Origin of the sequence: Luedemannella helvata (assembly GCF_039528415.1) — a bacterium.
Lineage (GTDB): Bacteria > Actinomycetota > Actinomycetes > Mycobacteriales > Micromonosporaceae > Luedemannella > Luedemannella helvata.
In genome coordinates this window covers 127469-147317 of sequence record NZ_BAAALS010000012.1, presented here as the reverse complement: position 1 = coordinate 147317, position 19849 = coordinate 127469, and the positions used below count along the sequence as shown (strand labels likewise).

Below are 19849 nucleotides of genomic sequence, written 5' to 3'. Positions count from 1 at the left end.
GTCGCGCCCGGCTCGTGGTGGTCTCACCGCGGGCCGGGCGCGCTAGCCTCTGGGTGTGGAGCTACCGCCAGCAGTGTCGCTGCGCGAGGTCGGGCCGCGCGACGGGTTGCAGAACGAGGACCCCGTCCCGACGGCCGCCAAGGTCGCGCTGCTCGACGCCTTGTCGACGACCGGCCTTCGACGCATCGAGGCGGTGAGCTTCGTGCACCCCAGGGCCATCCCGCAGATGGCCGACGCGGACGAGGTCTGGGCGGCGGCGCGCCGGGAGCCCGGCGTGCGGTACAGCGCGCTCGTGCCGAACTCGCGCGGGGCGGCCAGGGCGCTCGCGGCGGGCTTCACGGACATCGAGGTGGTCGTCTCCGCGTCCGACACGCACAACCGCCGCAACGTCAACCGCTCCACGACCGAGTCGCTCGACGACATCACGGCCATGATCGAGCAGGTCCACGACGCGGGCGGGTCCGTCGAGGTGATCGTCGCGACGAGCTTCGGCTGCCCGTACGAGGGGAACATCGCGCCCGAGCGGGTCGCCGGGATCGTCCGGCGGGTGCTCGCGGACGGCGCGGACCGCATCGCGTACGGCGACACGACCGGCATGGCGACGCCGCGCCGGGTGCGTGACCTGTTCGACGCCGTCCCGCCGCCGACCTGGGTGCCCACGCTGCTGCACTTCCACAACACGCGCGGTACGGCGCTGGCCAACATCGTCACGGCGCTGGGGCTGGGCGTGGTGGAGTTCGACGCGAGCGTCGGCGGCCTGGGCGGCTGCCCGTACGCCCCGGGGGCCAGCGGCAACGTGGCCACCGAGGAGGTCGTGCACATGCTCGACGACATGGGCATCGAGACGGGCGTCGACCTCGACAAGCTGCTCGACGCGGCCCGCCTCGCGCAGAAGATCGTGGGCCGCGACCTGCCCAGCGGCGTCCTGAAGGCCGGCCCGCGGGTGCCTCGCTGATTCCGCGGTGCCTCGCTGATTCCGCGATTAAAGGAATTCGGTTCGCATTCCTTTAATCAACAATGCACCGTTTCTTGATATTCGTCGCTTCTTAGCGTTCTATTCTTTCCTAGATGTTTTGGGGTAAATAGGACTTGGAGGGCGAGATGCGGCGCACGCGCGGTGGCACGCTGGACCGGGCCGCGGCCGCGCTCGCGGTCGTCGTACTGGCAGGTATCACCCTGGCCAATCCGCCGGCGGCGTATGCCGCCCTGGGGCGGCTGACCGACTTCGAGATCGACGGCAACCAGGTCGTCAACGGGGTGCCGCCGGGAGCCGGCGTCGACTGGGACAACGCCGACGCGAAGCTCCAGGGTTCCGCCCGCAACGACGCCGAACCGTGCACCGGCAGGAACGACGACACCCTCGGCAACAGCTCGCTCAACGATCTTGACGTGATCAACCCCGTCGTCGCGCAGAACGCCAACGTCAGCGGCAAGGCCGACCTGTGCAACGCCTACGTGGCGTGGGAGGCTGTGAACGTCGGCGGGCGGACGCACTACGTGATCTATGGCGCGTGGCGCACCCGGCCCAACCGGACCGGCCAGGTCAGCTACTACATGCCCCTCGTGCCGGCGACCGCGACGAGCAACGCCGGCGTCCTGCTCATCCGGTTCGACTACGAATCCAACACCCGCGCGACAACCGCGTACCTGCGTCGCTGGACCGGCAACGGCTGGAACCAGGTCCGGAAACAAACCGGTTTCGAGGCGGCCGTGTCCACCCCGTCACCCGCCTCCTTCGGCGAGTTCGCCCTCGACCTGACCGCCGCGGGCTTCATCGACGACAACGCCGCCTGCCAACGGTTCCTGGTGCCGTACGGGTTCACGCAGACGGGCAACAGCGATAGCGCGCGCCTCAAGGACTACGTCCGGTTCAGCCCTGTCCCGCAACTCGACACCTGTGCGTCGGTGCGGATCAACAAGATCACTAGCCCGGCGTCGCCGGCACCCGCCATCGACTTCGACGTCACGCTCTCGGAGGCCAACGGAGCGCACAGCTACCCGGTCGGACTCACCGTTCCCGGCGACGCGTCGCAGACGCTCACCCAGGTCGCCGCGTCCCCGGACTACCAGCTCACGGAGTCGTCGCCGCCCGCGCCGTGGTCGCTACGCAGCATCGTCTGCAACGCGTACGAGCTGGTCGGCGGCCAGAAGACCGCCCGTCCCGTGTCCGTAACGCTGGTCTCCAACGGCGTCGCCACAGGCGAGGACCTTCCCATCGTTCCGCCGGCGTACCTGCCGTCCGCGGCGGACGGTCTCTCGGCCTCGTGCGAGCTGCGCAACAGCGCGCCATCGCTGACCCTCATCAAGGAGGTCAACAGCGCGGCACGGCCAAGCCCGACCGCCACGCCCGACATGTGGCTGCTGCGTGCGACCGGGCCGCAGAACGTGAGTGTGACCGGCTCCGCCGAGGGCGTTGCGACCGTGGTCGCCCCAGGCACCTACACGCTGTCGGAGGCCCGTAACCCCGCCAAGCCGCCACCCGTCTCGTACGACGACGGGACGACGTGGGACTGCGGCGCCGGCCCGACGACCACCGTCACCATCACAGCGACCTCCAACGCCACCTGCCGGATCGTCAACACCGCCAGCCCGGCCCAGCTGACGCTCGTCAAGGTCGTCGACAGTACGGGCGACCCCGGCACGCCCCCCGATGCCGGCGACTTCACCCTGACCGCCACTTTCCAGTCGGGCCAGGCAGGTGACACGGGTGCGCTCGACGGGCTCGGCGCGGTAACGGGCGCCGTGGGCGACCCGGAGGTGACGGACCGGCGCGTCAAGCGCGGCGTCTACAACCTCGCCGAGACCACCGCCCCCGGGTACCTCGCCTCGTGGGAGTGCGTGGACGGCAACGGCACGGTGCTGACCACGACGCCTCAGGTCTCCATCCCGACGGTCGACACGGGCGACCGGGCCAATGTGCTGCGGACCATCGACGTGACCTGCACGGTGACCAACCGCTACTCCCAGGTACAGGTGACGATCAGCGGCCCGGCCGTCAACGTGGTCGGTGAGGCGCACGTCTTCACCGTCACAGTCACCCAGGAGGTGGCCGGCACGCGGCGCCCGGTCGAGGGCATCGTCCCCCGCCTGGCCATCGTGGCCGAGGAGAATTTCCAGGAAGGCCGCGACTACACCGTCGTCAACGGCTGCCTCGACGGCACCAACGCGCAGGGACAGTGCACGGTCACCATCGCGGCCACCTCTCCCGGCGTCGTCCGCATCGACGGCACGGGCCTGCCTGCGCCGTACGACGTGACCTTCACCGACCCCCCGTCCTCGCAGAAGCGGTTCCGGGCGTACCAGGTCACCGCGGAGGGCTCCGGGCTGAACCTGGCCGGGCGGAGCCACACGTTCACGCTGGCGGGCATCCAGTTCGCCGCGACCGACGCCGACGACAAGCCGTCGGGCCAGGGCCCCCTGGAGGCGGGCTCGATCATACGGTTCACCTGGTCGGGGCCGGGGACCGCGACAGGGCCCGGGGTCACCGCGCTGGGCGGCACCGCATACCAGTGCGTCGTGGACAACGCGGGCACCTGCGCGGTCACGGTGACCTCCAACGCGGCGGCGGTCGGCACGCTGACGGTCACGGGAATCTCCGTCTTCCTCGACCCGGGCGACGGGACCCGGACGGAGTCCCGGATCGAGGTGGGCGACGCCGCTCTCATCGGCGAACCGGCGGTGCTGACCAAGACGTGGGCCTCGTTCAACGTCACCGTCGCCGGATCGCCGTCGGTCAACCTGATCGGCCAGCCACACACCTTCACGTTCACGGCCACCAAGTCGGTCGGTGCCGCCGCCCCCCAGCCCGCCGCGGGCGCCACCCTGACGTTCGAGTGGGACCCGACCTCCCCGGAGCTGACGGCCGACCCACCGGAGTCGTGCGTCCTCGACGCGGCTGGCACGTGCGAGGTCGTGGTGCGCGCCACGACCCTGGGCACCGGCACGATGACGGTGACCGGGCTGAACGGGGTACCCGTCGGCGACAGCACGCTGTCGGTCTCCGTGGCCGACCCGTGGGCGGCCGACGCGCTGAAGCTGCCGCCGGACCCGGCGACCAAGACCTGGGTCGGCTACACGCTGGCGGTGGAGCCCAACGCGTCCAACAACGTCGTGGGCGAGCCGCACATCCTCACGATCCGGGTCAGCGGACGCGGCGGCCCGGCGGGCCCGGAGCCCGGACCGGCAGCTCCCGTCGGCGCCAAAGTCGATGCCACGGTGGTGACCGGTGCCGGGGCGGTGGACACGGCCGCCAGCACGTGCCTGACCACCGGGACCGACAGCGTTGGCCAGTGCACGATCGTCGTGCGCAACACCGGCTCCGGCAACGCCACGGTGCAGCTCACCCACGTACGGGAGCTGAGTATCGCCGGCCAGGACTTCGGCACACTGCCGCTGTTCGATGCCGGCGGCAACCCGACGCCGGGGCTGCTGTTCGTCGAGGGCCCCGAGGACGTGCAGGCGGCCAAGATGTGGTGGGAAACGCGCGTACGGCTCAGCGAGGCGGCGACCAACCCCGCCGGCCAGCCGCACACGTTCACCGCCCGGGTCGAGCGGTCGGCGGACGGGACGACGTGGGAGCCCGCCCCGGACGGCACGCTGCTGAGGTACACCTGGACGTCGCGGCCGGCAGGCGTAGGCAAGATCATCACCGACACCTGCGCGACCGGAGGCACGGTCGCCGGTGCCTGCCGGATCGTGGTGACGGCCGCTGGGGCCGCCACCGGCACGCTGACCGTCACCGGCGTGCGCACGCCGATCGACCGCAACGGCGACGGCGTCTACGGTCACGACACCGACGGCGACGGCGATGTCGACGAGTACGGCGACGAGATCGTCACCGTGCCGGCGGACAAGGTGGTCGGCGTGCTGGAGACCACGAAGCAGTGGGTCGGCAGCGGCCGCCTCGCGCTCGCGAAGACCAGCGACACGCCCTCGCTCACGCCCGGCCAGGCGTTCCACTACGTGCTCACGGCGGCCAACGTCGGCGACGCACCGATCGGGCCGGTCACGGTCACCGACGACCTGCCCGCCGCCCTGACCGTCCTGTCGGTCACGGCGGGCAAGGGCTGGACGTGTGCCCGGTCCGGCGTACGGGTCTCCTGCACGCGGGCGACCCTCCCGCCCGGCGCCCGGTCTGCGGCCGTGGACCTGCACGTCAGGCTGGCCGCGACGTACCGCGGCTCGACCGTCGACAACGCCGGGGTGGTCCGCGGCCCGACGGGACGCCCGGTCACGGACACCGAGGTCCTGCCGGTGGTCAGGCCGCTGCCGGTCACCGGGACGGGCTCGGAACCGCTGTGGCTCGGGTTCGTACTGGTCCTCAGCGGCTTCGCCCTCCTGCACCTCGGTCGCCGGCGTGTGCCGCGCCGCGGGTGAGCGGTACGGTCGACTACGGCACCAAGCCGCAAGAGCGCGGACCCGTGCGCGGGCAGCGACTGCTGAGCGTGCCGGTGACGGTGCCGAGTGAGCCGTCCGTCCACACGTCGGTGACCATGGCCGAGCCCATGCCGTCGACCGACACGGCTGTTAACGTTCGTGAGTGTTCGCCGTGACAGTGTTGGTCACAAGACGCTTGCCATGCTGCGCTTGCCGCCGAGGTGGGGACTCGTCCCGACTAGGCCGCAGCGGATCCGTGGGGGCGAAAAGCTATGTCGAGATCCGCGCTCAACGCCGCGGCAAGCCGGATCAGTAGTGGAACAGTGGGGGTAGCTCCGCCGGACTCGAGGCGCGAAAGCTGCGGCTGGGTCATGCCCGCCCGCTCGGCCAACTCAGCCTGCGTAAGGCCGAGTTCGACCCGCCGGTCGTACACCATCTGCCCGAGTATGAGAGAAGCCCGGGCCTCGTTGTACGCCGCGGCGTGCTCGTCGGCTCCGGTGCGTTCCCATCGGACATGTCGCGTCGGCATATCGTGCACTCCTCTCGTCAAAGCCACGTGCGTTCGTACGTCCGCTCGGCCGGTGCATGATCGTCGTGCCCGGCCGCGCACGCGAGTTGTGCGGCGACGGCTCGATCGACCTCTGCTCGTTCCACTTGTCTGGTCTTGCGGAACACGGTCAGCAGCACGACTCTTCTGCCGGGCGCGACCCAATAGCTGATGCGCACCGCGCTGCTTCCCAGATGGAACCGCAGTTCCCGCGTCTTGCCCGCCAGGTGACGTGAGTATGGCTCGCCGAGTGTCTCGGCGTGGTCCTGGTATGTCGCGCGGGGTGTCATCGGTCAGGTTTGTGTGGAGCATGTTGGGCGCGAATGGGGTAACCTAACGATCGTTAAGGAGGTGCCGGCCGATGGCTGACGAACGGATCGACGCGTTGCGCAAGCGGGTCAGCGCCGGTGGCGCCGAGCGGTACCACCAGGCCAACGCCGCCAAGGGTAAGCTGTTCGCGCGCGAGCGGGTCGCCCGGCTGGTCGACGCGGGCTCGTTCGTCGAGGACGGGCAGTTGGTCAACGCGCTCGACGAGGCCTTGCCCGCCGACGGCGTGATCACCGGCGAGGCGACGATCGACGGCCGGCCCGTCTGCCTGATGGCCAACGACTCCACCGTCAAGGCGGGCTCCTGGGGGGCCCGGACCGTGGAGAAGATCATCAGGATCATCGAGAAGGCGCGCGACCAGGGCGTACCGATGGTTTATCTCGTGGATTCCGCGGGCGCGCGCATCACCGATCAGGTCGACCTGTTCCCCGGGCGGCGCGGCGCGGGGCACATCTTCCACCAGCAGGTGCTGGCGTCCGGGGCGATCCCGCAGGTGTGCGCGCTGTTTGGGCCGAGCGCGGCCGGCGGGGCGTACATTCCGGCGTTCTGCGACGTGGTGGCCATGGTCGACGGCAACGCCTCGATGTACCTCGGCTCCGACCGCATGGTCGAGATGGTCACCGGCGAGCGCACCACGCTGGAGGCGATGGGCGGTGCGAAGGTCCACTGTGAGCAGTCCGGCGTCGGCCACTTCCTCTGCAAGAGCGAGGACGAGGCACTCGAAACCGTCAGGCGCTACCTGAGCTACCTGCCGACCAACTGGCGCGAGAAGCCGCCGACCACCGACGCGAGCGAGCCCGCGAAGGGCGACCTGGAGATCCCCGACAACGAGCGGCGGGCCTTCGACATCCGCAAGCTGGTCCGGGGCGTCGTCGACGGGGACAGCTTCTTCGAGATCCAGGCCCGCTGGGCACGCGAGGTCACCATCGGCTTCGCCCGGCTGGGCGGCGAGGTCGTCGGCATCGTCGCGAACAACTCCCTGCACAAGGGCGGGGTGCTGTTCGTCGACTCGGCCGACAAGGCGACCCGCTTCATCCAGCTGTGCGACGCGTTCGGGGTACCGCTGCTGTTCCTGGCCGACGTGCCCGGGTTCATGGTCGGCACGGCGGTGGAGAAGCAGGGCATCATCCGGCATGGCGCCAAGATGATCAGCGCGGTGGCCGAGGCCACGGTCCCGAAGATCTGCGTCGTGGTGCGCAAGGCGTACGGGGCCGGCCTCTACGCCATGGCTGGGCCGGGGTTCGCGCCGACCGCCACCCTCGCGCTGCCTACCGCGAAGATCGCCGTGATGGGTGCGGAGGCCGCCGTCAACGCGGTCTACGCCAACAAGATCGCCGCGCTGCCCGACGACGGGTCCCGCGCCGCGTTCGTGCAGAGCAAACGCGACGAGTACGAGCGTGACATCGACCTCGTGCGGCTGGCCGCCGAGAACGTCATCGACGCGGTCGTGCAGCCGGACGAGCTGCGCGCCGAACTGATCCGCCGGTTCGCGGCCGCCGCCCGGCGCGACCGCGACGCCGCCACGCCCCGCCGCCGCCACGGCGTCACACCGGTCTAGAGGAGGCACCGATGATCAGCGAAGAGCACGAGGCGCTGCGTACCACGGTCGCCCAGTTCGCCCGCGAGGTCGTCGCGCCGGTGATCGCGGAGCACTACGCCAACCACACCTTCCCGTACGAGGTCGTGCGGCAGATGGGCAAGCTCGGCCTGTTCGGGCTGCCGTTCCCGGCCGAGTACGGCGGGATGGACGGCGACTACCTCGCCCTGTGCGTGGCGATCGAGGAGCTGGCCCGGGTCGACTCGTCCGTGGCCATCACGCTGGAGGCGGCCGTGTCGCTCGGTGCGATGCCGATCTTCCGCTTCGGCTCGGCCGAACAGAAGGAGACCTGGCTGCCCCGGCTGCTGTCCGGCGAGGCGCTGGCCGCCTTCGGGCTCACCGAACCGGGCTTCGGCTCGGACGCCGCGGGCATGCGTACGAGAGCGGTTCTCGACAGCGAGCGGGACGAGTGGGTGATCAACGGGAGCAAGGCGTTCATCACCAATTCGGGCACCGAGATCACCGCGCTCATCGCGGTCGCGGCGGTCACCGGGCCCGACCACGAGATCTCCACCATCCTTGTACCGGCGGGAACGCCCGGCCTGACCGTGGCCCCCGGCTACGACAAGGTCGGCTGGTGCGCGTCGGACACGCACGAGCTGCACTTCGACGACGTCCGCGTGCCGGCGGCGAACCTGCTCGGGACGCGCGGGCGCGGGTACGCCCAGTTCCTGCAGATCCTCGACGAAGGGCGGGTCGCCATCGCGGCCCTGGCCACCGGCCTGGCGCAGGGGTGCGTCGACGAGTCCGTGCGCTACGCCCGCCAGCGGGAGGCGTTCGGGCGTCCGATCGGCGACTTCCAGGCGATCCAGTTCAAGATCGCGGACATGGAGGTGCGCGCACACACCGCCCGGCTGGCCTACCTCGACGCCGCGGGTCAGGTCGACCGGGGCATGCCGGTGAAGCGGGCGGCCGCCGTGGCCAAGCTCTACGCCAGTGAGGCCGCCGTGGCCAACGCCCGGGAGGCGACCCAGGTCCACGGCGGGTACGGGTTCATGAACGAGACCCCGGTGGCCCGTTTCTGGCGGGATGCGAAGATACTAGAGATCGGCGAGGGTACGTCCGAGATTCAACGGATAGTCATCGCCCGTGATCTCGGGTTGTAAACGGCTCCTCACTCCTCGCATAAGGTTGTCCGAACCGTCACTAGCGCGGTGCAACCGGCGGACCTACCGTGGGACCACGGCGGCGGGGAGGACTCATGGGCGAGGACGTCTCGGCGACCACGTTCAGTCTGGAAGACAGCATGAGATACCGGCAGAAACTGCGGCGGTGTCTCGATGTCTTCCGGCTGATGCTCGACGACCTCCGGTTCGACACGGACTCGCTCAAGACGGGCCTCGAGGTCGAGGTCAACATCGTCGGCAACGACGCGCAGCCCGCCATGCGCAACGCCGAGATCCTCCAGGCCTTCGCCAACCCGACATTCCAGCGCGAACTCGGCCGCTTCAACCTGGAGATCAACGTTCCGCCGCGGCTCATCGACGGCGAGGGCCTCACCGACTACGAGCACTTCCTGCGATCGAGCCTCGCCATGGCGGACGAGTACGCCCACCACGTCGACGCCTGCCTCGTGCTCATCGGCATCCTGCCGACCCTCACCGAGGCGCACACCGTGCTGGCCAACCTCTCGCCCGTGCCGCGGTACCTCGTGCTCAACCGCGAGATCATCGAGGCGCGGGGCGGCAACATCGACATCGACATCGCCGGCCAGGAGCGGCTCGCCGTCCGTACCGACTCGATCGGGCCTGAGGCCGCGTGCACGAGCGTGCAGTTCCACATCCAGGTGCCCGCCGACCGGTTCGCCAACTACTGGAACGCCTCCCAGGCGCTCGCCGGCCCGCAGGTCGCGGTCGGCGCGAACTCCCCGTTCGTGTTCGGCCGCCGGGTCTGGGAGGAGACCCGCATCGCCCTGTTCGAGCAGGCCGCCGACACCCGCTCGGAAGAACTTCGAACCCAGGGCGTACGCCCGAGAGTGTGGTTCGGCGAGCGGTGGATCACCTCGACGTCGGAGCTGTTCGAGGAGAACCTGCGGTACTTCCCGCCCCTGCTGCCGCTGCTCGACGACGAGGACCCCGTGGAGGTGTTCCGCGCCGGCGGCGTGCCGCGGCTGCCCGAGTTGCGCCTGCACAACGGCACGGTCTACCGCTGGAACCGCCCCGTGTACGACATCATGAACGGCCGGCCCCACCTGCGCGTGGAGAACCGCGTCCTGCCCGCCGGGCCGGCCGTGTCCGACATGCTGGCCAACGCCGCCTTCTACTTCGGGCTGACCCGCGCCCTGGCCGAAGCCGACGAGCCCGTCTGGAAGCACATGGGCTTCGCCGTCGCCGCGCAGAACTTCCGGCGCGGCGCCGAACAGGGCCTGCAGGCCCGCATGTGGTGGCCCGGGCACGGCGAACGGCCCGTCGCCGACCTGATCCGCGAGGTGCTGTTGCCGCTCGCGGCCGACGGGCTCGACCGGTTCGGCACCGCGGTCGTCGTCCGCGACCGGCTGCTGGGCATCATCGAGGGCCGCTGTGCCACCGGCCGCACGGGCGCCGCCTGGCAGACCGAGACGGTCGCGGCCCTGGAGCGCGGCGGTCGCAGCCGACGCGAGGCGCTTGTGGAGATGCTGCGCCGGTACATGTCCCTCATGCACACGAACGCCCCGGTCCACACCTGGCCCGTCGGTTAGTCGCGTCATCTGGTCCACAGTGGATTGACCAGGCCGCCGACCCGGACGGAGTAGTTGTTGACGTGTCGGGTTTTGTGCGGTGATCGGGTGGCGGCTCGCCCGTATGCTTGCCACGCATCGTCGCGGGCTTATCCCCGCTGAGCGCAGGGGAAGGAGCGCGCGATGGCTGACGGCGACAGGTCCGACCAGCAGCGACCGGGCACGCCCGGCGAGGGCTCCGACGCCGAGGCGACCCGCCAATGGACGGCGGAGGAGCTGCGCGCGGCGGCCAGCGAGCCGGACGACGCGGCTGCGCCCGTTCCGCTCGCCAAGCCCACCTCGCCCGGCGCGCCGATCCTGCCGGCAGGCGGGCTGCGGGCGCCCACGGGACCCGGTTCGCCGCCCGCCAAGCCGCGCAAGCCGGCGGCGGATGATGAGGTGAAGGCCGAGGCCGAGCCGCAGGCGGAGCCGGTGATCATGCCCGCGCCGATGGTCGAGCCGGTCATCATGCCCGCGCCGATGGTGGAGTCAGCCTCGCAGATGTTCGCGGTCCGCGCGGCCGCGGCTTCGGACAGCGCAGCGAAGTCTGACGCGGAAGCGACGTCCGGCGCGGCAGCGGAGCGTGATGCGGCAGCGAAGTCCGGCGCGGTAGCGGAGCCTGAGGCGGCAGCGGAGCCCGGCGCGGCAGCCAAGTCCGGCGCGGCAGCGGAGCCTGATGCGGCGGCGAAGTCCGGCGCGGCGGCATCGCCGGCCACGTCGGGGTCGGCGGGAGGGGCCGCTTCGCCAGCGGCACCGGCGTCGGCTGAGGCCGGCGGGTCGGCCGGCGGCGAGGCTGAACCGCCCGCCGCGCCAAAGCCGACCCCGCCCGCCGCGCCAGTGGCGAGCCCCGCGCCGCCCCCGACCCCCGCGTCGCCGAGCCCTGTGCCGCCGAGTCCTGTGCCCCCGAACCCTGCGCCCCCGAACCCTGTGCCCCCGAGCCCTGTGCCGCCGAGTCCTGCGCCGCCGCAGGCCAGCCCAGCGCCGTCGCGAAGCGCGGCGTCGCCGCAGGCGAATGTGGCGCCCGAGGCGACGCAGGCGCTGCCGCCTCCCAGCCCGACGTCGCCGGCCAAGCCCGGGGCATCGGCCGAGGCCACGCAGGCGCTACCGCCCGGCGCCAAAGCGCCCGTGCCGCCGCCGCCCGCCGTCGTGAACGGGGCCACGGCCGTGCTGCCGCCCTCGAAGGGTGGCGCGCGTACCGGGCCGGCGGCCACCTCGGTCATGCCGCCGCTCGACAAGCTGCCGCCCAAGCCGGGGACCGGGGCACCCGAGCCGCCGCCCGGCACGCCGAAGTGGGCCGCCCGCGCCGAGGTGCCCGCGGTGACGCCGCAGCTGTCCACGCCCACGGACGAATGGCAGGCGCTGCATCCACCCCGGCGCAGCGTGATGATGCCGATCATGATCACGTTGGCGATCCTCATCCTGCTCGGGCTCATGTCGCTGGGGATCTGGGCCGTCCTGCAGAGCCGGTCCGAGCCGACGACGACGCCGCTTCCGTCGGCCGCCGCGAAGACGTCGGCCGTCGTCACCACGGCAGCGGCCACGAGCGCGCCGCCCACGACGGCGGGCGAGCCGACGCAGGAGCAGGGCATCGTGCCGCTGCCGCCCGTACGGCGGTTGCCGACCCTGTTGGCGCGCGAGGCGCTGTCCGCCCTGGGCGTACGGGTCGTGATCGTGGAGCGGCCCGACCCGGAGATCGCGGCCGGTACGGCCATCGGTACCGAGCCGGGCGCGGGTTCCTTCGTTCAGAAGGGATCCGAGGTGAAGCTGATCATCTCGACCGGTCCCGCGCCCGAGCCGCCGCCGAGCAGCCCACCCGCGCCGGAAACCCTTGAGCCGCCCACAGAGGCGCCACCTTCGCCGAACTGACACCGCCGCTGAGGTTATGGATTCAAGGTGTCGCCATATCGGCCAAAGAATCCATAACCTCAAAGTGGGTCAGAACCGGCGACGGAGCAGGCCCAGGAAGAGCAGGCCCGTCGCCGCGACCGCGAGGCCCGTCGCGCCGAACGTCACCAGCCGCTCGCCAGCACCCTGCACGGGCCAGGCCGGCTCGGCGGTGACGGCATGCGACGAGGACGGCGGGTAACGACGCCTCTCGGGCGCGTCGCGCCCGATCGACTGGTCCGGCTGCTCCGGGATGTACGGCACCGTCCAGCCGGGGTGCCAGTCGGGCGCTTCCGGCCCGGCGAGAGGCGGGCTACCCCAGGCAGGCGGGTCGGGCGGCACGAGCCAGGGGTCCAGGATTAACGGCTGGTCGGGAACGACGATCACGACCTGGGGGAGGATCGGCTGGGTCGCCCTGGCATGCCAGCGCGCCGTCGCGGTAGGTCGTGGGGTGGTCCGTGAGGGGGTCGCCCGCGCGCGGGCCGAGGGTGTCACTCTCGACGGCGTCGCACTGGCCGTCAACGTCGGCGACACGCTCGGCGTCGAGGCGAGTGACGGGCTGGGCGTCAGGCTGGGCAACGTGCTGGTGGTCGGCGAGGGGGATACGCCCGGCGGCAACGGTAGGCCACTCGCCGTCAGCGCGACGCCGCCGGTACTCGTCGGGTACGGCGATGGACCCGCGCTCGACGGTGGGGCGCCTGTCGACCATGACGGGAGGCTCGTGGTCCATGGCGTGGCGCTCGGTGGGTTGGGGGCGGACCGATCGGCCGCCGGGGGCACCGTGGTGCCCTGCGGACGTGTGCCGGGCGCGGTGAACCGACCTGGCGCCCGCACGGTCCCGGGCGCGAGTGGGCTGGCCCGCAGCGACTGCTCTCTCGGCGCGGGCGACGCGACGGCGGTCGGCGCCTCAGCAGCGGGTGGCACGGCAGGCCGGGGGACGGTACCGGCGCGAGCCGTGGCGGGGTGTCGGCCGGTGACCGCCGGGCTGACCGGCGGTAGTCGACTTGCGATCAGCGTGGTGGGTCGCGGGGACGGCCGCCGGGAGGGGGGCGCGACAGACGTGACGGAGGTCCGGACGGGCCGTGCCGACAGAGTGACGCGCGGGCTCTGCGGGCCGGCCGCGTTCACCGGAACGGATGATTCCACCGGCGTACTCGTCGTGGTTGTCGCGGCCTGGGCCCGGTGGGCCAGATCGCAGTACGTGGCAGTACTCAGCGTTGCGATGGCGGCGGCCGCCGCAAGCGACGCCCACCGCCGATCGCTTCGTTCGTTGTGTTTGGCCATGGCACCGACCCCCGAGAACCGTCGGGGACCGCGCCACGTGAGGGGTGTATGACTACCGTGGGTAGTTCGATCTTAGGCCCGAATGCCGGTCGGGCAGGCGCGCTTGGCGATTCTGAGCGGCGGAGGAGCGCACCGGGGAGTTGCGCATTCCGACGGCCGCGGGTTGCAGCCCGCCTATCTGGACGAAGATGCACCGGCGCTCCACCGCGTCCCCCGCGGAGTTGAGCTGGTAGCCGTCGAGCCAGGCCCAGCCGTTGTACGTCTGCCAGTCCTGGACGCGGATGACCCGGAACATCATGGGCTTGTTGAACTGAATGCTCGCGGCGCTGGTCACGCGCAGCACGTCACCGGAGCGAGGTAGCACGTGCCCTCCTTTCCCACAGTTCCGGAGTACCTTCGCGGAGGAACGTGGGTGAAGTGGTGGTCGATCGTGTCAATCGTGTGGCCGGCCGCCGTTGGGTGGCGGCCGGGCCAGTACCCCGATCCGTGTCGCACTCGCCCCCGCGGGGCAAGGGCGCATACGGTCGGCGGGGCGTGAACCACGGAGCGGCCTGCAACCATCGGTCGCTCGCCGTGGATCGGGCGTCACAGGAACCTGGCGCGGACGGCTGTTGGCGAGACGTCCGAGCCTGGCGCTTATGGTGCCCCTCCATCGCCTTGTATGAATGAGTTGATCACGGGGAGTTACGTTGTCCTCACGCACAGGTTGCCGTAGGCACATGATCAATGCAAGTTGCAAAGGGCGTGTTTCCAAATGTGTCACCCTCAGTGGGGGTACGAAGCCGACCATGCCATGTGTATCGGGCAATTCGCGTGAGTCTTGATTGGCGGTGGAGCACGGGGCAAACTGAACGCGCTTCGTCTTTCCCGCACGCCGTAACAAACGGTATGGCGGGATCTCGTGCAGCGGGGAAATCTACACAGGGGGTGCCGGTCCACACAGGACGCGCGCACCGGGGGCCCGGAGGTGAGGCGTGACCGCCAGGCGTGGCAGCCCGACGGCCCGACGGCGGCGGCTGGGTGCCGAGCTACGCAGATTGCGCGACGCGTCAGGATTCACGATCGAATCCGTCGCGGAGCGACTGGAGTGCTCGGCGTCGAAGATCAGCCGCATTGAGACCGGACAGATTGGCGCGAGTCCGCGGGACGTGCGCGACATTCTCACCATCTACGGCTCGCCCGCGAGCGAGATCGAGTCGCTTGTCCAGGTCGCCCGAGAGGCGCGGCAGAAGGGGTGGTGGCAGTCCTACGGCGTCGTGCTCACCGGCGCGTACGTGGGATTCGAGGCCGCAGCGGACAGGATCGAGGCCTACGAGGTTCTCTGCGTACCCGGCTTGCTCCAGACGGCCGAGTACGCACGTCAGCTCATGCTCGTCGGCAACCCCGACATGGGCCAGGAAGAAATCGAGAACCGTATCCGTATCCGCAAGCAACGCCAGTCGTTGTTGACGCAGGACGAACCCGTGGATCTGTGGGTGGTGCTCGACGAGGCGGTGTTGGCCCGCCTCGTGGGCGGCGTCGAGGTCATGCGGCGCCAGCTCGAGCGTCTCGCGACGGCGGCCGAGCGACCGAACGTCACGATCCAGGTTCTGCCATTCCGCGCCGGTGCGCATTCCGGCATGGAGGGGCCGTTCTGCATCCTTCGCTTTGACGAGGAGGTGGACCCGGACATGACGTATGTCGCCATGGCCACCGGGGGCATCTTCCAGGAGAAGGAAGACGAAATGGCCCGGTACTCGTTTGTTTTCGACCGTCTCCGGGAGGCCGCGCTGTCCCCGGAGGAGTCGGTGAAGTTCATCATCGACAGGGCAAGGGAGCTTCAGTGAGCATCAATATCAAGGGTCTCGACGTCGACCTGAGCCGCGCCGTCTGGCGCAAGAGCACTCGATCGGGCCCATGGACGGACAACTGCGTTGAAGTGGCGTTCGTTGACGGCGCTATCGCCGTGCGCGACTCCAAGAACCCGGAGCAGCGTGCGTTGATCTTCACACCGGGAGAGTGGGATGCCTTTGTCGGCGGCGCGAAGGACGGCGAGTTCGACCTCTGACATGGCGGCCGGCCCGGCGGTGTCGCGGGGTCCGGGCAGGCCCACGACCGCGTTCACGGAGCGGCGATGCACTCGTCATCGCCGCTCCGTTCGTCTCTCGGCGACGGTCGGGTGACGTTTGCCGATCGACCGTCGCCCGGCCACCGCGTGCGTCGTTGGACCTGATGGCGTTCCGGACTGCCACGGACGCCGGCCGGCAGCGACACGGACGATGGGGTGGCGATGAAGAACGGTGGCAACGGTTCCTCCGACACCGACGACCGGTACGGCGAGCCCACCTCCTCCGAGGCGCTCGCGAACTTCCGCAGCAACGTGCGCCGGGAGGTCCTGGCCGGCGAGTTCGACGCCGAACCGGGTCGCCGCAACGGTTCCCTGCCGGGGCTTGACGGGCTGCCCACCATGCCGCCGCCGTCCGTACTCGACGTGCCGCCGCCACACATTCCCGCCCCGTCCATGTCGGACGTGGGCCGTGTTTCCGAACTGGGGAGGGTACAGGAGATGGGGCATCTGCCCAGCGTCTCGCACCTGGACGAGTCGGTGTTCGACCCACCGTCCTGGTTGGACAATCCGTCAATGCCGCTCGCGGACCATCCGCTGCTGCGCGGGCTGCTCCTGGAGCTGCCCAACAAGGGCCCCATGCCGTCCGCGGAATGGCTGGACCGCTGGTTCGAGGCGGCGCGCTCCATCCTGGAACTGCTCTACGCCCAGAGCAGTCGGTAACCTGGCGGGGTGGTCCCCGCTATTGAGCTGCACGTCCACCTTGAGGGCGCCATCCGGCCGCACACGCTTCTGGAGATCGCCCGCAACAACGGCGAGACGCTGCCCGCCACCTCCGTGGCCGAGTTGGAGGCACTCTACGAGTTCACGGACTTCGCGCACTTCATCGACGTCTGGATGCTCACCACGAACTGCCTGCGCACGGCCGACGACTTCCGCCGCATCGTGGTCGACTACGCCGCCGAGGCCGCGAGCTTCGGAGCCGTCTACGTGGAGGGCATCTTCTCCCCGGGCGAACGCGTGCAACGCGGCCTCCGCTTCGAAGAGATCTTCGAGGGGTACGCGGAGGGAGCGCGCGAAGCGGCCGCCCTGCACGGGGTGACCGTGCGCTTCACGCCGGACATCCACCGCCAGCTTCCGGTGGACCTGGCGGAGGAGTGCGCGCGTCAGGCGGTGCGCTACCGGGACGACTTCGTGGTCGGTTTCGGGGTGGGCGGCAACGAGTACGCCGCGCCCCTGGAGCCGTACCGCAAGGCGATGGCGATCGCGCGCGACGGCGGGCTGGGTCTCGTACCGCACGCCGGCGAGCTGCCGGGGCGCGACGGCCTCGGCGGCGCCGCCTCGGTGCGTGAGGCGCTCGACCTGGGCGCCGACCGGATCCGGCACGGCATCTGGGCCGTGGAGGACCCCGGCGTCGTCGCCGAGCTCGTCGACCGGGGCGTGGTGCTGGACGTGTGCCCCACCTCCAACCTGCGTACCCGTAGCGTGCCCACGCTCGCGGACCACCCGCTGCCGGCGCTGCGGGCGGCGGGCGTGGCATGCACGATCAACACGGACGACCCGGCGATGTTCGGCACCGACCTGGGCCGGGAACTGGCCGCGGCGGCAACCCTGGGACTGGCCACTGAGGACGCGTACCTGGCCGGCGTGGCGGGCGCCCTGTGCGACGCGGAAACCCGCGCCCGCCTGGCCACCCTGGCCTGAACCGGTCGGTCGCGGGCGGCGGTCCCGCCGCCCGCGCGTGCGGGGCGGCAGGCTTACACCGCGAAGGTGTCCACCGGGGTGGTCGTCGGGGTGGCCGGGGTGGCCCGCCAGAGCTTCGTCTTCTGGGCCGTGAGCCGGGCGACATAGGCCGGGTTGAGGATCAGGTACCGGCGCCAGAGCCGCTTGGGCTCCAGACCCAGCCGCCAGAGCCATTCGAGCCCGCGCTGCTGCATCCAGGCGGGCGGCTTGCGGAGCTGGCCGGCGTGGTAGTCGAACGCCGCGCCCACCGCCATGATGGGCATGCGGAGCAGCGGGCGCATGGCGTGGGTGAAGATCTCCTGGCGGGGGCAGCCCAGGCCGACGAGCAGCAGCTGGGCGCCCGACGCGGTCACCCGCTCAGCGATCTCGGCGGGCTCGCCGGGCCCGGCGGCGCGGAACTTCGACGCCTCCAGGCCGGCGATCTTCAGGTCCGGGAACTGCTCGCGCAGCGCGCCGGTCAGGCGCGTGAGCGTCTCGTCCGTGGAGCCGTAGAGGTACACGGGCAGGCCCTCGGCGGCGCACCGCGCCAGCACGCGCAGCGTGAGGGCCGGGCCGTACACCCGGTCGGCGAGGTTCGCGCCGTGCAGCAGGTTGAGCGCCCAGCGCACCGGCTGGCCGTCGGGCGTGACGACGTCGAACGAGTTGAGCCGCGCCTCGTGGGCGGGATCCTCGACGCCGGTCATCACGCCGTGCACCGCGAGGGCGGTCAGCGCCAGCGGTCGCCGGCTGTGCGCCGCGGAAATCACCTTCTCGGTGGCGGCCTCGTAGTCGATGGCGTCCACGAGGACGCCGAGCACGTTGCGCTTGCCCTGGTCGATCACGCTGTCAACGCTCCGGGGGGTCAGGCGGACGGGTTGTTCGCAGCGGTCCAGGAGCCGGGGACCCAGCGGTCGACGTTCGCCTCGTAGATCTCCTGCATGATCATGGGGACGTCGTAGACCTGCTTCCACTCCGGGTAGTCGCGCGAGAACGCCTCATTCGAGCCGATCCACCACTGATGGTCCCCGATCCGGTTGGCCTCGTGGTACTCGGTGACCATCTCGTTACCGCTGATCTTTTCGGCGATGGCGAAGGCCTCGAGGTGGGAGCTGTTGGAGTGGCGCCCGCCGCCCAGGTTGTAGACGGCGGCGCTGCGCGGGTTGCGGTAGAAGGCCTCGAACGCGGCCACCACGTCCTGCGAGTGGATCGCGTCGCGGACCATCTTGCCCTTGTACCCGAAGATCTTGTACGTGCGCCGCTCCATGTTGCAGCGCATCACGTAGCCGAGGTACCCGTGCAGCTCCGTGGCCGAGTGCGCCGGCCCGGTCAGCGTGCCACCGCGGAAGCAGACCGTCTTCATGTCGAAGTAGCGCCCGTACTCCTGCACCATCACGTCCGCGGCGACCTTGGAGGCGCCGAACACGGAGTGCAGGCAGGCGTCGATGGACATGTCCTCCTTGATGCCCTGCTCGTACGGGTGACCCGGCTCGATCTCCCACCGCGTGTCCAGCTCGACGAACGGCAGCGAGTTGGGGCGGTCGCCGTAGACCTTGTTGGTCGAGCAGTGGATGAACGGCGCGCCCGGGGCGAACTCGCGCACGTTCTGCAGCAGGTTGAGGGTGCCGACGGCGTTCACGTCGAAGTCCGTGAAGGGGTCGCGGACGGCCCAGTCGTGGCTGGGCTGCGCGGCGGTGTGGATCACCACGGCGATATCGCGGCCATAGCGCTTGAACAGCGCCGTCAGCGCGTCGCGGTCGCGGATGTCGGCGTCGACATGGGTGTACGCCTCACCGAGCTCGTTGGTCAGGCGCAGCACGTTCCACGCGGTGGACGCCTCGGCGCCGAAGAACTGCTTGCGCATGTCGTTGTCGACGCCGACCACGTCCAGGCCGAGACCGGCGAAGTGCCGGACCGCCTCGGAGCCGATCAGGCCGGCCGAGCCGGTCACCAGAGCCACGCTCACGCGCTGTTCCTCCTTCGTCGGGCAGGACACCAGGCCAGGAGTCTAGCTATTCGGACCGGGCCGCGCCGGGCGCCGCCGACCGCCCGGCGGCGCGACGCGCCGGGCGGGTGCGCCGGATTTACGACACACGTGTCACAAAAAAGCCACAAGGCCCCGGCGTGGCCAGGGCCTTGATGTCCAGTTCGCGCCTGACATCACCGGTCAGGCATTTCTGGTGGGGAAGGAGGGAGTTGAACCCTCACGCCCTTTCGGGCACACGGACCTGAACCGTGCGCGTCTGCCATTCCGCCACTTCCCCGACGGATACTGCTTGTGGTGCTAACGCTGTGATCTGAAGCAGGATAAACCCCGATCCAGGTGATCGTCGAAGGGGTTCTGGGAAATCCAGTCCTCCGAGACCGCGCGCCACA

16 protein-coding genes and 1 tRNA gene are annotated in these 19849 nt (G+C 70.6%); 10 read left to right on the top strand and 7 right to left on the bottom strand.

Translation table 11 applies throughout. From position 1 onward, the window contains the following. The first annotated feature begins 55 nt into the window (after window positions 1–55). Both ABD191_RS14360 and ABD191_RS14355 read left to right on the top strand, forming a co-directional pair. Window positions 56–955 (top strand): hydroxymethylglutaryl-CoA lyase, encoded by a 900-nt coding sequence (locus tag ABD191_RS14360; RefSeq protein ID WP_425560719.1) that lies wholly within the window; start codon window positions 56–58, stop codon window positions 953–955. A 146-nt stretch (window positions 956–1101) separates the two neighbouring features. Continuing rightward, complete coding sequence (locus ABD191_RS14355; protein ID WP_344081535.1) at window positions 1102–5376, top strand: hypothetical protein; 4275 nt, start codon at window positions 1102–1104, stop codon at window positions 5374–5376. 238 nt (window positions 5377–5614) lie between these two features. Here ABD191_RS14355 and ABD191_RS14350 read toward each other — a convergent pair whose 3' ends face one another. Together ABD191_RS14350 and ABD191_RS14345 are read right to left on the bottom strand one after the other, a co-directional pair. Next, a complete protein-coding gene (locus ABD191_RS14350; RefSeq protein ID WP_486341495.1) occupies window positions 5615–5812 on the bottom strand; it encodes a helix-turn-helix domain-containing protein in 198 nt (65 codons plus the stop codon). Between the two features lie 110 nt (window positions 5813–5922). After that, window positions 5923–6213 carry a type II toxin-antitoxin system RelE/ParE family toxin gene (locus ABD191_RS14345; protein ID WP_344081530.1) on the bottom strand — a complete coding sequence of 97 codons (291 nt, stop codon included), beginning with the start codon at window positions 6211–6213 and terminating at the stop codon, window positions 5923–5925. A 71-nt stretch (window positions 6214–6284) separates the two neighbouring features. Here ABD191_RS14345 and ABD191_RS14340 point away from each other — a divergent pair, with 71 nt between their 5' ends. The 4 genes from ABD191_RS14340 (at window position 6285) to ABD191_RS14325 (ending at window position 12408) form a co-directional block, all read left to right on the top strand. Then, the gene (locus tag ABD191_RS14340) at window positions 6285–7808 is read left to right on the top strand and encodes an acyl-CoA carboxylase subunit beta (RefSeq protein WP_344081527.1); all 1524 of its coding nucleotides are present in this window, start codon (window positions 6285–6287) and stop codon (window positions 7806–7808) included. An 11-nt stretch (window positions 7809–7819) separates the two neighbouring features. Then, on the top strand, window positions 7820–8953 hold the full coding sequence (locus tag ABD191_RS14335) for an acyl-CoA dehydrogenase family protein (RefSeq protein WP_344081524.1): 1134 nt from the start codon (window positions 7820–7822) through the stop codon (window positions 8951–8953). 95 nt (window positions 8954–9048) lie between these two features. Beyond that, window positions 9049–10524: a glutamate-cysteine ligase family protein gene (locus ABD191_RS14330; RefSeq protein WP_344081521.1), complete on the top strand. Its 1476-nt coding sequence runs from the start codon at window positions 9049–9051 to the stop codon at window positions 10522–10524. A 162-nt stretch (window positions 10525–10686) separates the two neighbouring features. Next, the gene (locus ABD191_RS14325) at window positions 10687–12408 is read left to right on the top strand and encodes a PASTA domain-containing protein (protein ID WP_344081518.1); all 1722 of its coding nucleotides are present in this window, start codon (window positions 10687–10689) and stop codon (window positions 12406–12408) included. Window positions 12409–12477: 69 nt separating this feature from the next. On the opposite strand, the gene ABD191_RS14320 is transcribed toward ABD191_RS14325, so the two are convergent. Together ABD191_RS14320 and ABD191_RS14315 are read right to left on the bottom strand one after the other, a co-directional pair. After that, window positions 12478–12813: a hypothetical protein gene (locus tag ABD191_RS14320; protein WP_344081515.1), complete on the bottom strand. Its 336-nt coding sequence runs from the start codon at window positions 12811–12813 to the stop codon at window positions 12478–12480. A 949-nt stretch (window positions 12814–13762) separates the two neighbouring features. After that, window positions 13763–14074, bottom strand: coding sequence for a hypothetical protein (locus ABD191_RS14315; RefSeq protein WP_344081513.1), 312 nt, complete (start codon window positions 14072–14074; stop codon window positions 13763–13765). A 610-nt stretch (window positions 14075–14684) separates the two neighbouring features. Between ABD191_RS14315 and ABD191_RS14310 the strand changes: the two genes are divergently transcribed. The 4 genes from ABD191_RS14310 (at window position 14685) to add (ending at window position 17458) form a co-directional block, all read left to right on the top strand. Further along, window positions 14685–15536, top strand: coding sequence for a helix-turn-helix domain-containing protein (locus ABD191_RS14310; RefSeq protein WP_344081510.1), 852 nt, complete (start codon window positions 14685–14687; stop codon window positions 15534–15536). Further along, on the top strand, window positions 15533–15757 hold the full coding sequence (locus ABD191_RS14305; protein WP_344081507.1) for a DUF397 domain-containing protein: 225 nt from the start codon (window positions 15533–15535) through the stop codon (window positions 15755–15757). Before ABD191_RS14310 ends, ABD191_RS14305 begins: the two co-directional genes overlap by 4 nt. A gap of 216 nt (window positions 15758–15973) precedes the next feature. Next, complete coding sequence (locus tag ABD191_RS14300; RefSeq protein ID WP_344081504.1) at window positions 15974–16477, top strand: hypothetical protein; 504 nt, start codon at window positions 15974–15976, stop codon at window positions 16475–16477. Between the two features lie 9 nt (window positions 16478–16486). Continuing rightward, complete coding sequence (gene add / locus ABD191_RS14295) at window positions 16487–17458, top strand: adenosine deaminase (RefSeq protein ID WP_344081502.1); 972 nt, start codon at window positions 16487–16489, stop codon at window positions 17456–17458. A 53-nt stretch (window positions 17459–17511) separates the two neighbouring features. Here the strand turns inward: add and ABD191_RS14290 are convergent, their stop codons facing one another. The 3 genes from ABD191_RS14290 to ABD191_RS14280 form a co-directional block, all read right to left on the bottom strand. Beyond that, window positions 17512–18318 carry a WecB/TagA/CpsF family glycosyltransferase gene (locus tag ABD191_RS14290; protein ID WP_344081499.1) on the bottom strand — a complete coding sequence of 269 codons (807 nt, stop codon included), beginning with the start codon at window positions 18316–18318 and terminating at the stop codon, window positions 17512–17514. 20 nt (window positions 18319–18338) lie between these two features. Next, window positions 18339–19439 carry an NAD-dependent epimerase/dehydratase family protein gene (locus tag ABD191_RS14285; RefSeq protein WP_344081496.1) on the bottom strand — a complete coding sequence of 367 codons (1101 nt, stop codon included), beginning with the start codon at window positions 19437–19439 and terminating at the stop codon, window positions 18339–18341. 212 nt (window positions 19440–19651) lie between these two features. Further along, window positions 19652–19737: transfer RNA gene (locus ABD191_RS14280), tRNA-Leu, on the bottom strand. Window positions 19738–19849: the final 112 nt, after the last annotated feature.

Excerpts from the sequence above, each read along its gene's own strand:
- ABD191_RS14335 (WP_344081524.1), top strand. The coding sequence starts at position 7,820 with ATGATCAGCGAAGAGCACGAGGCGCTGCGTACCACGGTCGCCCAGTTC.
- ABD191_RS14355 (WP_344081535.1), top strand. The coding sequence starts at position 1,102 with ATGCGGCGCACGCGCGGTGGCACGCTGGACCGGGCCGCGGCCGCGCTC.
- ABD191_RS14330 (WP_344081521.1), top strand. The coding sequence starts at position 9,049 with ATGGGCGAGGACGTCTCGGCGACCACGTTCAGTCTGGAAGACAGCATG.
- ABD191_RS14325 (WP_344081518.1), top strand. The coding sequence starts at position 10,687 with ATGGCTGACGGCGACAGGTCCGACCAGCAGCGACCGGGCACGCCCGGC.
- ABD191_RS14350 (WP_486341495.1), bottom strand. The coding sequence starts at position 5,812 with ATGGTGTACGACCGGCGGGTCGAACTCGGCCTTACGCAGGCTGAGTTG.
- ABD191_RS14345 (WP_344081530.1), bottom strand. The coding sequence starts at position 6,213 with ATGACACCCCGCGCGACATACCAGGACCACGCCGAGACACTCGGCGAG.
- ABD191_RS14340 (WP_344081527.1), top strand. The coding sequence starts at position 6,285 with ATGGCTGACGAACGGATCGACGCGTTGCGCAAGCGGGTCAGCGCCGGT.